The sequence below is a fragment of the Niveibacterium microcysteis genome, assembly GCF_017161445.1.
Taxonomy (GTDB): domain Bacteria; phylum Pseudomonadota; class Gammaproteobacteria; order Burkholderiales; family Rhodocyclaceae; genus Niveibacterium; species Niveibacterium microcysteis.
Genome location: NZ_CP071060.1, coordinates 349,759 through 362,950, shown reverse-complemented (window position 1 = coordinate 362,950; position 13,192 = coordinate 349,759). Strand labels below are relative to the sequence as shown.

General features: G+C 66.0%; 17 protein-coding genes. 6 read left to right on the top strand and 11 right to left on the bottom strand.

Going from position 1 to position 13,192, the window contains the following annotated elements:
- The first annotated feature begins 68 nt into the window (after nt 1–68).
- On the top strand, nt 69–668 hold the full coding sequence (locus JY500_RS01680; RefSeq protein ID WP_206254848.1) for a hypothetical protein: 600 nt from the start codon (nt 69–71) through the stop codon (nt 666–668).
- A gap of 9 nt (nt 669–677) precedes the next feature.
- Here the strand turns inward: JY500_RS01680 and JY500_RS01675 are convergent, their stop codons facing one another.
- The 3 genes from JY500_RS01675 to JY500_RS01665 form a co-directional block, all read right to left on the bottom strand.
- On the bottom strand, nt 678–2,132 hold the full coding sequence (locus JY500_RS01675) for an ATP-binding protein (protein WP_206254847.1): 1,455 nt from the start codon (nt 2,130–2,132) through the stop codon (nt 678–680).
- Nucleotides 2,129–2,857, bottom strand: a complete 729-nt coding sequence (gene ompR, locus JY500_RS01670; RefSeq protein ID WP_172201498.1) for an osmolarity response regulator transcription factor OmpR — start codon at nt 2,855–2,857, stop codon at nt 2,129–2,131. Before ompR ends, JY500_RS01675 begins: the two co-directional genes overlap by 4 nt.
- A gap of 69 nt (nt 2,858–2,926) precedes the next feature.
- Entirely contained in the window at nt 2,927–3,316 is a 390-nt protein-coding gene (locus JY500_RS01665; protein ID WP_206254846.1) for an RNA-binding S4 domain-containing protein, read from the bottom strand.
- Nucleotides 3,317–3,470: 154 nt separating this feature from the next.
- Between JY500_RS01665 and JY500_RS01660 the strand changes: the two genes are divergently transcribed.
- Both JY500_RS01660 and JY500_RS01655 read left to right on the top strand, forming a co-directional pair.
- Nucleotides 3,471–3,935 (top strand): copper chaperone PCu(A)C, encoded by a 465-nt coding sequence (locus JY500_RS01660; RefSeq protein ID WP_206254845.1) that lies wholly within the window; start codon nt 3,471–3,473, stop codon nt 3,933–3,935.
- Complete coding sequence (locus JY500_RS01655) at nt 3,932–4,462, top strand: GNAT family N-acetyltransferase (RefSeq protein WP_206254844.1); 531 nt, start codon at nt 3,932–3,934, stop codon at nt 4,460–4,462. Before JY500_RS01660 ends, JY500_RS01655 begins: the two co-directional genes overlap by 4 nt.
- Nucleotides 4,463–4,466: 4 nt before the next feature.
- On the opposite strand, the gene JY500_RS01650 is transcribed toward JY500_RS01655, so the two are convergent.
- Nucleotides 4,467–4,817, bottom strand: coding sequence for a RidA family protein (locus JY500_RS01650; RefSeq protein ID WP_206254843.1), 351 nt, complete (start codon nt 4,815–4,817; stop codon nt 4,467–4,469).
- A gap of 24 nt (nt 4,818–4,841) precedes the next feature.
- A complete protein-coding gene (locus JY500_RS01645) occupies nt 4,842–5,726 on the bottom strand; it encodes a PhzF family phenazine biosynthesis protein (protein WP_206254842.1) in 885 nt (294 codons plus the stop codon).
- Between the two features lie 181 nt (nt 5,727–5,907).
- On the opposite strand from JY500_RS01645, the gene JY500_RS01640 reads away from it, so the two are divergent.
- From JY500_RS01640 to JY500_RS01630, 3 genes are all read left to right on the top strand, one after another.
- Nucleotides 5,908–6,513 carry an OmpW/AlkL family protein gene (locus tag JY500_RS01640; protein ID WP_172201510.1) on the top strand — a complete coding sequence of 202 codons (606 nt, stop codon included), beginning with the start codon at nt 5,908–5,910 and terminating at the stop codon, nt 6,511–6,513.
- A 134-nt stretch (nt 6,514–6,647) separates the two neighbouring features.
- The gene (locus JY500_RS01635) at nt 6,648–7,526 is read left to right on the top strand and encodes an AEC family transporter (RefSeq protein WP_206254841.1); all 879 of its coding nucleotides are present in this window, start codon (nt 6,648–6,650) and stop codon (nt 7,524–7,526) included.
- A 77-nt stretch (nt 7,527–7,603) separates the two neighbouring features.
- On the top strand, nt 7,604–8,338 hold the full coding sequence (locus JY500_RS01630; protein ID WP_206254840.1) for a hypothetical protein: 735 nt from the start codon (nt 7,604–7,606) through the stop codon (nt 8,336–8,338).
- Here JY500_RS01630 and JY500_RS01625 read toward each other — a convergent pair whose 3' ends face one another.
- The 6 genes from JY500_RS01625 to dapF all read right to left on the bottom strand — a co-directional run bounded on the left by JY500_RS01625 (nt 8,339) and on the right by dapF (nt 13,172).
- Nucleotides 8,339–9,421 (bottom strand): alkane 1-monooxygenase, encoded by a 1,083-nt coding sequence (locus JY500_RS01625; protein WP_206254839.1) that lies wholly within the window; start codon nt 9,419–9,421, stop codon nt 8,339–8,341. It lies immediately after the preceding gene.
- A 133-nt stretch (nt 9,422–9,554) separates the two neighbouring features.
- Nucleotides 9,555–10,130: a hypothetical protein gene (locus JY500_RS01620; protein ID WP_172201516.1), complete on the bottom strand. Its 576-nt coding sequence runs from the start codon at nt 10,128–10,130 to the stop codon at nt 9,555–9,557.
- Between the two features lie 71 nt (nt 10,131–10,201).
- A complete protein-coding gene (xerC, locus tag JY500_RS01615) occupies nt 10,202–11,125 on the bottom strand; it encodes a tyrosine recombinase XerC (RefSeq protein ID WP_281391245.1) in 924 nt (307 codons plus the stop codon).
- A gap of 1 nt (nt 11,126) precedes the next feature.
- On the bottom strand, nt 11,127–11,630 hold the full coding sequence (locus JY500_RS01610; protein ID WP_172201518.1) for a GNAT family N-acetyltransferase: 504 nt from the start codon (nt 11,628–11,630) through the stop codon (nt 11,127–11,129).
- A gap of 18 nt (nt 11,631–11,648) precedes the next feature.
- Nucleotides 11,649–12,299, bottom strand: a complete 651-nt coding sequence (locus JY500_RS01605; protein ID WP_172201520.1) for a DUF484 family protein — start codon at nt 12,297–12,299, stop codon at nt 11,649–11,651.
- Between the two features lie 42 nt (nt 12,300–12,341).
- Nucleotides 12,342–13,172, bottom strand: a complete 831-nt coding sequence (gene dapF, locus JY500_RS01600) for a diaminopimelate epimerase (RefSeq protein ID WP_206254838.1) — start codon at nt 13,170–13,172, stop codon at nt 12,342–12,344.
- Between the last annotated feature and the right edge of the window lie 20 nt (nt 13,173–13,192).

Genomic DNA, 13,192 nt, shown 5'->3' with positions numbered 1-13,192 from the left:
TGCGATCGTGCGCTGCGGGCCTAGGCTGCAATCAGGCATCTCGCCGTATTGCTCGTGGAGCTTGGATCATGGCCTATGAGACTTTCGTGGCGTTCAAGTCGGACTTCCTCGCCGCACACAAAACCACTTACCAGTTCGACGCAAAAGCGGATTTCGCGCAAGCCGCAACCGCCTTCAGGTACTACCTGCACGGGCTTGAGCAGGGCGCCCGCAGCGGGCTCAACATCGGCCTGATCGAACACCTGCAGGACCTGCTTGCGAAGAACAAATCCGTCTTCGACGGTGGCGGCATCTTCGTCGATACGAGCACCCAGGACCGCTGGCGCCTGTTCTACAACGACGCCTTCATCCTCGGCGGCATCCACTCGCACGGCCCGTTCACGCTGGTCCACACCGATCGGCTCGAAAGCGCCTGGGTCGCCGCCGGCAACGATAAGCGCATGGGCTTCGCCGGCGCGAAACAGCTCGACTTCCACGCGGGCGACAAACCCTTCCTGCGCGTGACCCAGCGCGAAGTGCTCGCACTCAACATCTTCGGCTACGCCGGCTCGCCGGGCGAAGACGGCAGCATGGTCTTCAAGTGCACCAACCCGCAGCTGGCGGATAGCGCCACCTTCGTGCGTTACAAGAACGAGGTAGGTGGCGTGGAAAGTGCGCTCGCCGCCTGAGTACCCGCGTTAGCCCAGCAACGGAAGCATCACCCGCGCCAGCAGCCCGCCTTCCGGGCGATTCTCGAGTTCGAGCCGCCCGCCCATTTCGCCGATCAGGCGGTCGACGATCGCGAGGCCGAGCCCACTGTGGCCGCTGCCGCCGCGGGCGGCGTCGAGGCGGGCAAACGGGCGGCGTGCTTCGTCGAGGCGATCGGGCGGGATGCCGGGGCCGTGATCGGCGATCTCGATCAGCGCGTGCGTGCCGTCGCGGCGCAGCGCCAGTTGCACGGGCGGTGCGCCGTAGGCGAACGCGTTACCGAGCAAGTTGGCGACGATGCGTCGCAACGCGGCGGAACGCACCTGCGCGCGCAGGCCGGGCTCGAGGGTGAGCTGCAGGCCCTGATCGCACCAAGGCGCGGCCATCTCTTCGAGCAGCAAGGCGAGCTCGCGGGTTTCGAGCGGCTCGCCACCTGCGCCACCGGCGAAGAGGCGGAAGTGATCGATGATTTCGCCGAGCTGATCGAGTTCGCGCAGCATCGCGGCCTTGCGTTTGTCGTCGATGCCCTGCGGACCAGCGGCAAGTTCGATCTGCAGTTGCAGGCGGGTGAGCGGGGTGCGCAGGTCGTGCGCAATGCCGGCCAGCATCGTGGTGCGGTCGCTCTCAAGCCGGCCGAGGCGCGCGAGCATGTCGTTGAAGCGACCCGCGAGCACGCGGATCTCGCTCGCGCCGGTCAGCGACAAGGGCTGCGGCGCGCTGGCCGAGCCAACCGCCCCCAGCGCATCGCCCAGGCGACGCAGCGGGCGATTCACCTGCACGACGAGGAACAGCGCCGCCGCGAACGCAATCACGAAGCCGAGTACCGGCACAACGATCGCTGAATCGAAACGGCGGATAGGCGGCGGAAACGGCAGTGCGGAAGCAGGCACCCACAGCCACTTCGGCGCGTCGCCGGCAAGGCGGATCCAGATGCCGGGCCCCTCGCCGCGCATGCCGCCGGGGCGAATCTCGGCACTACGCCCGAGCGCCTGGGTCAGCGCGGTTTCGAACTGTTCAACACGCAGGCCATGGCCGCGCAGATGCGGTGGCGCGCCGGGGTCGGCGTCGTTGGGCGGCGGTCCGCCAGGGCCGCCCAGATCACCGTCAGGCGGGAGGCGACGGCCTCCACCGGAAGGCGGCGGCCGACCTTCGTCCGCACCGGGCGGCTGCGCGTGCATCCAGCCGCGGCCCCGGCCGAACATCGGCGGTTCATCGCCCTCGGCGATCCGGACATCGTCGCGCACCGTGCCGCCCGCCTGGGCGAGCTGCGCTTCGGCGGCCTTGACACGCGCGGCGATTGTTTGCGCCGCCTGGGTGGCACGCAGGTCGGCAACATGGGTCTGCAGCAGCCAGGCCATCAGGCCGTAGCTGCCACCCAGAACGAGGAACAGGATCAGCGCGAGGCGCAGGTTGAGCGACTGCGACCAGCGGCGCAGTCGGCTCATGGGGCAGCGGCGTCGGGCGGATCCGGCACGAACACATAGCCCACACCCCACACCGTCTGGATGTGGCGCGGGCGTGCCGGATCGGGTTCGACCAAGCGGCGCACGCGCGAGATCTGCACATCCATGCTGCGCTCGTAGGTTTCGGACTCCGGTCCGCGCGCGATTTCGATCAGGCGTTCGCGCGTCAGCGGCTGATGCGGATGGCGCGCCAGCGCAGCAAGCAGGGCAAATTCACCGGTCGTCATCTCGATCCGCTCGCCGCGTCGCCACAGGCTTCGGCTGGAGAGATCGAGCCGGCAATCGCCGAAGCTGACGGCCTCTTCTTCCGGCAGCGGGGCGCCAGCGCGCGGCGCGGTGCGGCGCTTGAGCACCGCGCGGATACGGGCGGACAGCTCGCGCGGCAGGAAGGGCTTGCCAAGATAGTCGTCGGCGCCCATCTCGATGCCAACGACGCGGTCGATCGGATCATTGCGCGCGGTCAGCATGATGATCGGCACATCGTCACCGGTGGCGCGAATGCGGCGGCAGACCGACAGGCCATCCTCACCCGGCATCATCAGATCGAGCACCAGCAGATCGGGGCGTTCGCGCGGCAGGCGGCGCACCGGATCGGCAGCATCGGCAAACACGCGCGTGTCGAATCCCTCGCGGTCGAGATATTCGGCGAGCAGCGCGCGCAGTTCGGGGTCGTCATCGATCACCCAGATCAGCGTTTTTCGTTCCATGCCTGCCACTCTAGCGCGCGCACGCGACGCTGCGCATTCACGATTCTTACAGAGTGCAACCGGCCCGGCTCACGAGCGCCAACGCTCGTAGTCGCGCCGCTCGCGCTTGGTCGGTCGGCCATGGCGTTCGGCGGCCGGCTCCACCTTCAGGCGCCGGGCATCGGCCAACTGCTCGCGTGCGGCGATGCTCTCCGCCGTCTCCTCGTAGAGCAGCTGAGCCACCGGGGCTGGGCCGCGATTGTCCGCAATGCCGAGCACGATGACCTCGCGGCTGACCGGGCCATTGCTGAAGGCCACGCGGTCACCCGGGCGCACTTCCTTCGCCGGTTTCACGCCCAGGCCATTGATCCGCACCTTGCCACCCTCGACGGCCTCGGTCGCGAGACTGCGGGTCTTGAAGAAGCGGGCGGCCCAGAGCCATTTGTCGATGCGCGTTCGCGCGCCAGGATCCTGATCCATGCGCAGATGTCCTTGCCAATGAAGCAGTGAGAATAGCGCGCGCTCACGCCCTGTGCGCGGCAGCAGCGCCGGGCGCACCCGCGGCACAACTGGAAACTCGCCCTACAATCGCGGCTTGCGTTTGATCGGCTCACCCATTTCAAAGGAGTTCCGCATGCGTCACCACGTCATCGCTTCACTGCTCGCCTCTCTGCTCGCATTCGGCACGGGAAGCGCTCTCGCTTCCGACGTCAAGGTCGAAGGCGCCTGGGTACGCGGCACGACGCCGTCGCAGAAGGCCACGGGCGCCTTCATGCGACTGAGCAGCGCACAGGGTGCAGCGCTCGTCGGCGCCTCGTCGCCAATCGCCGGCAAAGCCGAGGTGCACGAGATGAAGATGGTGGCCGACAACATGAAGATGAACCCGGTGCAGAAGCTCGCGCTGCCGGCCGGCAAGACTGTCGAACTCAAGCCCGGCGGCCATCACGTGATGCTGCTCGATTTGAAGGAGCCGGTGAAGGATGGCGACATCGTGAAGCTGACGCTGGAAGTCGAACAAGGCGGCAAGCGTGAGCAGATTACGGTGGATGCCGCCGTGCGGCCGCTTGGCGACATGAGCACGCACGAGCACATGCATTGATCGCAGAGGATCTCCGCTTCCGCATTGCCGGCGCAGCCGATGCGTCGGCCGTCGCACAACTGCACGCAGCGAGCTGGCGCAGCGCCTATCGCGGTGTGCTGCGCGATGACTACCTGGACGGCACGCTCGCCATCGAACGTGCCGCGCTGTGGCATGCACGCCTGGTAAATGGCGCCGATGCGCCGCTGGAAGTGCTGCTGATGGAGGACAGCCGCGGCCTGCTCGGCTTCGGCTGCCTGTGTCCGGATGCCGACCCGGCATGGGGGCCGCTGATCGATAACCTGCATGTACAGCCCGCGCTCAGAGGCGAAGGGCTGGGCCGGCGCCTGATGATGGCGCTGTGCGACCGGATGGCCGCACGCGCCATCACAACCGGGTTTCACTTGTGGGTACTGGAGGCCAATCTCGCGGCGCGCGCGTTCTACCGCCGGCTCGGTGGTTGCGAGCAGACGCCCGAATACCATGAGATGCCAGATGGCGAGCGTTACCCCTGCCTGCGGGTGAGCTGGGCCCGCAGGCCAATCTGAGCGCTCAAACCGCCGCGGCGCTAACCACCACTTCGACTCGCCAGCCGGCACGCGCCAGCCCTGCCACCTTGACGCAGGCGCGCGACGGCGCACACCCCGGCACCAGCCAGGCATCCCACACCGCGTTGAAACCGTCGTAGTCGGCCATGTCGGTCAGGTAGACCGTCGCGGTGAGCAGCCGCGCCTTGCTGCTGCCGGCACGCTCAAGCGTCGCTTCAAGCGCGCTCAGCAAGCCCCGCGTCTGCTCGGCGATGTCGCCGCGTTCGTCCGCGGGCACTTCAACGGCGTGCACAACGCCGCCGTATGCCACGGCGTCGGCATAGCGCGGCGTTACGCCGATACGCTGGATATCCATGTCGGTCATTCGTTTCGTTTGATTTCAGTATGTGAAGAGCTGGCCTTCGCCCATGAAGACGGCTTGCCCCGCGACACGCACCGCAGCGACGCGTCGCTGGCGGATCTCAGTGGTAACAACGATGCGGCTCGGCCGCCCCAGATCCTCGCCTTGCGAGATCTCCCACGAGAGGTCCGCTTCGCTGCGCGAGTCATGGGTGCCCAGAAGCCCGCCAAGCGCGGCTGCGGCCGAACCGGTCGCCGGGTCCTCGACGATGCCAAGGCCGGTCGCGAACATGCGCGCATGCAGCAAGGTGGGGCGATCGAGATCCTCGGTGTAGGCGTAGATGCCGTGCGCAAGACCCGCCAGGCCCGTTTGCATCTCGGCATTGTTCGGCACGATGCGCGCGAGCGCCGCGCGGTTGCGCAGCGGCACGCACAAGAACGGCACACCGCACGACGCCACGCTGCTGCGCGGCAGGATGTCGTCCTCGCTGAGGCCGAGCATCGCGGCGATGCGCTGCGGCGCCGGTGCAAAGCTCGGCGCTTGAGCCGCGGCGAATTCAGCCCGTACCGGCTGTCCGCCCTGCACGGTCACTCGCACCGGCACAGGCCCGACGCCCTCTTCCAGCACCAGCAGATGCTCACCATCCGCCATCGGCTGCGCTGCGAAGCGTGCCAGCAACAGGGCGGTGCCAACCGTCGGGTGACCGGCGAAGGGCAGCTCGCTCGCAGGCGTGAAGATACGCACCCGCGCGGTATGGGCCGGATCATCGGGCGGCAGCACGAAGACGGTTTCAGAGAGATTCAGCTCGCCCGCAATCGCCTGCATCTGCCCTGGATCGACTGCAGCACCGTCGGCGAACACGGCCAGCGGATTGCCCGAAAACGGGCGGTCGGTGAAAACGTCGGCAAGCCAGTAGCGGTGCATCGCGGTGCGCTCGAGAAAAAGGTGTTTACAGATCAACCGGTTGCGAAAAAACGACAGTCATTGCAAGCGGCCTGGGCTTGGAATTTGAACACTTGATGCGGCTCAAACGCCAGCGCCCCCCAAAAACCACACTGCACGTGCAGTTTTTCTGCACAGCAACAATCAATCAATTGGGGGAGTTATGTCCAGCATCATCCGGACTGCGATCGCGGGGGCGATCGCGACCAGCATGTTTGCCGCGGGGGCGGCATTCGCTGCCGACGGTAACTGGCTTGTACGTGGCCGAGCCGTCAGCATGATCAATGACAACAGCAACACCGACAACTTGCTGCCAGCAGAAGTCACGGCCAGCGACAAGTGGTTGCCCGACCTCGACATCAGCTACTTCTTCACGCCGAACTTCGCGCTGGAAGTGGTGTTGAGCGTGCCGCAAACGCACGACATCGAGCTCGGCGGCACCAAGATCGGCACCGTCAAGCAGCTGCCGCCGCACTTCATGCTGCAGTACCACCACCCGATGGGGGCGTTCAAACCCTACGTCGGCCTGGGCGTGAACATGACGCGCTTCTGGGATGTGGATCTGCCAGCCGGCATCGATATCGAGCGCACCAGCTGGGGCGCTTCGCTCCAGGCAGGCCTCGATTACGAGATCAGCCCGCAGTGGTATCTGAATGCCGATATCAAGAAGACCTGGATCGGCACCGATGTGAAGGCCGGTGGCGTCGTCGTCGATACGCTGAACATCGATCCGTGGTTGATCGGTATCGGCGTTGGCTACCGTTTCTGACCGACACGGCACTGCATGATCAAGGGGCGCTTCGGCGCCCTTTTTGCTGTGCAGCGGCGGCTGGCACGTAACACTACGGATGGCCGGCCGGCGCCGGCTGGCTAGAATCCGCTTTCCAACCGGCGGATAGCCTCATGTTCCTGCGCATCGTCTCGATCCTGTTCCCGCTCTTTGCCATTGTCGGCCTCGGCTGGCTCGTCGCACGCCGCGCGAAGCCCGATCTCACGGTCGCGAACAAGCTGAACATGGATGTCTTCGTGCCAGCGCTGGTGTTTGCGGCGCTGGTATCGAAGGAGTTCCACCTCGGCGACTTCCTGCCGCTGGCCGGCATCTCGGTCCTCATGGTCATCGCGTTCGGAATCGTCGGCTGGATTGGCGCGCACCTGAGCGGCGTAGCGGTGAAGACGCTGGTGCCGCCGACGATGTTCAACAACTGCGGCAACCTCGGCCTGCCGCTCGCGGTGCTGGCCTTCGGCGAGCAGGCACTGGCGCCGGCCGTGGTGATGTTCATGGTGTCGAACTTCCTGCACTTCTCATACGGCGCCTGGCTGCTCGATCACAAGACCCGGCTCGCGACGATCTGGAAAGTGCCCTCGGTGCTCGCCACGCTCGCGGGCATCGCAGTCGGCGGCGCCGGCATTGCGGTATGGCCGCCGCTGATGCTCGCGATCAAGATGGTTGGCGACATCTCGATCCCATTGATGCTGTTCTCGCTTGGCGTGCGCCTCACCGACGCCAACTTCCACGCCTGGCGCATCGGCGTTGGCGGCGCGCTGCTGCGGCCGGTCGGCGGCCTGCTGGTCGCAGCCGTGGTGGTGTCGGTCGTCGAGCTGCCGCCCTTGCAGCGCGCGCTGGTGATCGTGTTCGGCGCGCTGCCACCCGCGGTGCTCAACTTCATGTTCGCCGAGCGTTACCGACAGGAGCCTGAAAAAGTTGCCTCGATCGTGATGATCGGCAACCTGTTCGCGCTGCTCTTCCTGCCGATTGCACTCGCACTGACGCTGCAGCACTGACAAACGCTTACGTTTCCGACACTTTGTCGATCCACGGCGCCGCGAGAATCGCGGCAGATCGACTACCAGGACCTGCCATGAAACGCATCGCCCTCGCTCTGCTGCTCAGCCCGCTGGTCGCCCTCGCAGAGGAAGCGCCCCTGCCCGCCACCGACGCACCCGCCGAGAAACTGGTCGTAAAAGGCGTACGCGATCCGGCGATCATGCCGTACGCCGACGCCTACAAATTCTTCAGCCAGATCGACCGCGTCGAGCACGACAAGGTACGCATGCGCATGCAGGTGAAATCGGCCGACAAGTCGGTCAAGGCCTCGGACATCAGCATCCGCCTTGTGGGTGACAACACCGACATCGCAGTACCGCTCGGCGAGGAGGGTGACATCGAGGTACCGCGCTCCGAAGCGGCGCTCGCCGACAAGGCCGAGTTCGTCACCAACCAGAAGAAGGACAGCCTGCAGGTGCATCTGACCCTGACGCCCAACCTGCCGGTTGCCGGGCGCGTGAGCTACGCGGACGCGCTGACGTCCGCCGACCAGGCCCGCCGCCTCGTGAAGGAAATCGTCCCCTGGTACTTCCGACTGCTGATCTCGGACCCGAACGCGATACGCGCCTGCTTCGAGCGCGACGGCGGCGAAGCTGCGCTGCTCACCGGCAGCGGCAGTGAAGCCCTCGCGATCAAAGGCAAGCGTCAATGCGCCGTGGTGCCGCTGGACCCCAAACAGAGTGATCGCTGGCAAGCATTGGCACTCAGCCCGCCCTACAAGCTCGAATTCACCCACATCGGCTGGTTCTCCGACGGGCTTCCGGACTGATCAAGCAAGCCCCTGCTGCGCGCGCCAGGCCGCCACACGCGGATCCATCACCCGGCGCCACAGCGGCGGCACCAAGGCCAGCAGCACGAGTGCGGCGTACCCCGCGGGCAACTGCGGCGCCGCCGCCATGTGGCGCAGGATCTGGTAACGCCGTGCGGCGTGGGCGTGGTGATCCGAGTGGCGTTGCAACTGGAACAGCAGCAGGTTCGTCAGCAGGAAGGGGCTGTTCCAGGAATGATGTTCGGTGACCGGCCCGTAGCGCCCGTTGGGCAGTGGAGCGCGGATCAGACCGTAGTGTTCGAGGTAGTTCACGATCTCCAACAAGGCGATCGCGCCGACGCCGATACCCAGGTAGGCGACCAAGCCGGGCGCCCCCAACCACAGCGCGAAACCAACCGCCCAGGCGAGCGACAGCCCCCACCACAGCAAAAGCTCGTTGCGCCACCACGGCAAGTTGCGGCGTGACAGGCGGGCCCGTTCGAGTTCCCAGGCCCGCACCGGATTGGTCGTGAACGCGCGCCACAGGAAGCGATACACGTTCTCGCCCAGGCGCGCGGTGGAGGTATCACGCGGCGTGGCGACATCCACATGATGGCCGCGGATATGCTCGATCTTGAATCCGCCGTAGCCCACGCTCGCAAGCAGCCAGCCGCCGGCGGCACGCTCTGCGCGGCGAGTCTTGTGGATCAGTTCGTGCCCGACGTTGATCGCCACCGCACCGCCCACGGTTGCAAGCGAGGCAAGCAAACCGACACGACCGGCCAGCCCCAACGTTGCCTGGCTCACCGCCCATACACCCCACACCAGCAGAGCGCTCCAGGCCGGCACTGCCAGCAGCGTCAGGGCCGGATACCAGGGATCGGCCAGCAGCGCGCGCTCTTCGTCCGGGCCGGGGTTCGCTGTATCGCGACCCAAGCAGGTGTCGAGCAGGGGCACCAGACCGAACACCACGAGCACCGTCAGCCAAGCCCCCCAGTCCGGCACCGCGTAATGCGCGCCGAGCATCAAACCGGCGGGCGGCAAGACCAGCGGAATCAGAAACAGTGCGTAGGCATAGCGCTTTAAACGGATCACCCTTTGCACGCAGCGCCCTCCTGTAAGCCGGCATGTAGCTTACGGTCGGCCCACCGCTTCGCGTCTTGTCGAATCACGTCACGCGAGCAGCCATGAAAAAGCCCCGCTCGCGGCGGGGCTTTCGGGCAACGGTGGCCGACGCTTACTTCGCGCCGATCTCCAGCGCCACGGCTTCGACGTAGGTCACTTCGACCTGATCGCCAACCTTGACGTTCTTCAACTTCGCCGGATCATCCACCTTCAGGGTGCGCGACTGCTTCGGACCACGCAGCGTTACGGTGCCCGCCTTGTGATCGACCTTCGTCACGTCGGCCACGATGATCATGCGGCGGCCCGCTGCGCCGGCCGGCTTTTCACCCGGTGCGGCAGCAACCGCATCGGTGGCTTCACGGCGCTCACGCACGCCCTTGCCACCCTTCTTCAACTCGAAAGCGATCGCTTCGGCATAGGTCACCGTCAGCACATCGCCAACCTTGATCTGGTCGAAGTTCTTCACCTCGTCGCCAGCGACAACTTCAAACACATTGCCCTTTTCACCCTTGAAGGTAACGGTGCGGGTAGCGGCATCCACCGCTTCGACCTTTGCCTTGGCGCTAACGCGACCAGCGGCACCAACCTTGCCCGGGGCCTGGCCCACGGCAACGGCGGCATCCGCAGCCATACCGGCAACTGGAACACACGCAAGCAGGGCAACAAGCAGGGCGGAATGAAGTTTCATGTTTTGCTCCGGCGCAAATGAAGGAACTGCCGATCATACGCGCGCAGACAGTGCGAGCGTTATGACATGACTCACTCTTTCGGCTTCCGCCGCGCACGCGGATGTGCAGCGTCGTAAGCCTTGGCGAGGTGCTGGAAGTCGAGATGGGTATAGATCTGCGTGGTGGCAATGCTCTCGTGCCCCAGCAACTCCTGCACCGCACGCAGGTCACCGGACGACTGCAGCAGATGACTCGCAAAGCTGTGCCGCAGCATATGCGGATGAACATGCACGCCAAGGCCGCTGCGCTGCGCCCACAGCGACAGGCGCTGCTGGATCATGCGCGGGCTGATGCGGCCACCGCGGCTGTTGACGAACAGCGCCACCTCGTCGGCGCGTGCATGCTGGCCGCGTGCAGCCAGCCAGGCCGCCAGCGCCTCACGTGCCTTGGCGCCGACCGGCACGGTGCGCGTCTTGTTCCGCTTGCCGGTCACCATCACTTCGGCCTCGCGCAGGTCGAGTGCCGGCCCGATGTCCAGCCCGGCGAGTTCCGACAAGCGCAGGCCTGACGAGTAGAAAAGTTCGAACATCGCCCGATCGCGCAGCGCAAACGGATCGTTTTCCGACCCTTGCGGCGCATCCAGCAGCGTCGCTGCCTGATCGGGCGAGAGCGCCTGCGGCAGCGCCTTCGGTGACTTGGGCGGCCGGATGCCCACGACAGGATTGGCGCCCAGCGCACCCGACTTTGCCCACCAGGCGAAGAAACCGCGCCAGCACGACAGATGCCGCGCGATCGAACGCCCGCTCAGCCCCCGGCCATGCAAGCGGGCCACATAGCGCCGGATATCGTGTGGCGAGACCTGTTCGAGCGCCCGCCCGGCGCTCAGCTCGAGCAAGCGCTGCAGATCGCGCCGGTAGTTGCTGATCGTCAGCGCCGCGAGCCGCCGCTCATGCGCGAGCATCGCCAGCCATGCCTCCATCGGCGCCGTGAGCTCCGCTGGTGCTGACAGATCCATCTCAGCCCAGCGCCGGCGAGAGGCGCGCCATGATCACGACATCCTCAAAGCCATCCGGCACCCGCACGGCGAAGCGCTTGAGCCCTTCCTGCACGAATCCATGCTTGCGATACAGGGCGATCGCCGCGGCGTTGTCGGCCCGCACGCTCAGCTCGATACGCAGAAAGCCGGCTTGCGCCGCGCGCGCCAGCGCAGCATTGATCAGCGCATTGCCGATACCGCGGCGGCGCCAACCTGCAACCACGCCGATCCCGAGCAGGCCGACGTGGCGTTTGAGCGGGCGCCCTTCCGGCGTGATGTCGCACCAGCCAACCAGGGCGCCATCTGCGAGCGCGACAACGTGCGGATAGCCGTGCTCGATATTGGCATTGACGAATCGCCCGACCGCGTCGAGCGACGGCGCTTCATAGCTGGCGAGAAAACGCCCTTCGCGGGCCACGCTATCGACCGCCGCGCGAAAGGGCAGGATGTCGTCAGCGCGGATGTTCTCGATCGCGACGCTCATCGGGAAGGCAACGCTGAGCTAACCGAGATGGTTGATCAGCGAAGCGCTGACCAGATCGGCGATGCGCGCCACATAAAGCGTGCCCATTTCCGGATAGAAGCGCTCGATATCTTCGCTGCCCAGCGCGAGCAGGCCGAACACCACGCCGTCGCGGCGCAGCGGCAGCAGCGCGACCGAGCGCACATGAGCACCGGCCTCGCCAAACCAGCCGACCACTTCCGGCTGCGTCGCCGGGCCGCAGTAGGGGTGGCGCAGATCCGCCGCGAAGAAGCGGAATTCTTCAGAGACGGGCGAGAACTCAACCGTGTCGCGCTGGATGATGCTGTTCCACACACGCAGCGCCACATGCGGCACTGCGAAGTCTTCAACAAGATGCGTGTCGATCACGCCGACCACCGCTTCAACGCTGTTCGACTCAAGCAGGCCCAGCGTCAGCCGATGCACCTTCTCGCCGATCACGTCGTTCTCTTCGCCAAAGCGCACCAGCTCGGCCATCTTCTCCTGCATCAGCTGCAGCTTCTCGCGCATCGCGAGCAACTGGCGCTCGGTCAGCGAGATCGCCTGGCCGGTATCGGGATGCGGCACGGCCAGTTCGGCCAGCAGCGCCGGCTGCTCGTTGAAGAACTCGGGATTCGCCTGCAGGTAGGCAACGACTTCCTGATCGGTCATGCGTGTAAACCTCGTTTCTGCGGTGGCTTGCCACCGCAGTCATCAATCGATTTCGATCTCGCCTTCGAACACGGTAACAGCCGGGCCGGTCATCAGCACCGGCTGGCCCGGGCCAGCCCAGGCGATGCTCAACTCACCGCCACGCGCATGCACGCGCACCGGGCTGTCAAGCAGACCACGGCGAATGCCGGACACCACCGCCGCACAGGCACCGGTACCGCAGGCGAGCGTTTCACCGGCTGCACGCTCGAACACGCGCAAACGGATGGTGTGGCGGTCGACGACCTGCATGAAACCCGCGTTCACCCGCGCCGGAAAGCGCGGGTGGTGCTCGATCAGCGGACCTTGCGTCGCGACCGGCGCGGTATCGACATCGGCCACCACCTGCACCGCATGCGGGTTGCCCATGCTGACGGCACCGATCGTGATCGTCTCGCCCGCAACGTCCAGCAGCTGGGCCGGCGCATCGGTATCGGAAATGAACGGGATACGCGCCGGATCGAGCACCGGGGCGCCCATGTCGACCGTCACCAACCCATCGGCACCGAGCCGCGGCGAGATCACGCCCGCGAGCGTCTCGACGCGGATCTCGTCCTTGTCGGTGAGGCCCTTGTCGCGCACATAGCGCGCGAAGCAGCGCGAGCCGTTGCCACACTGCTCCACCTCGCCGTCGAGGTTGAAGATGCGGTAGCGGAAGTCGACGCCGGGCAGGCGGCTTGGCTCGACGATCAGGATCTGGTCGCAGCCCACGCCAAAGCGGCGGTCGGCCAGGAAGCGCGCCCGCTCGGGCGTCATCTCGAAGGGCTGGCGCACCGCGTCGATCACGACAAAGTCGTTGCCCAGGCCCTGCATTTTCGTGAAGCGGAGTTTCATGTGTGCAATTCTCCCACAGG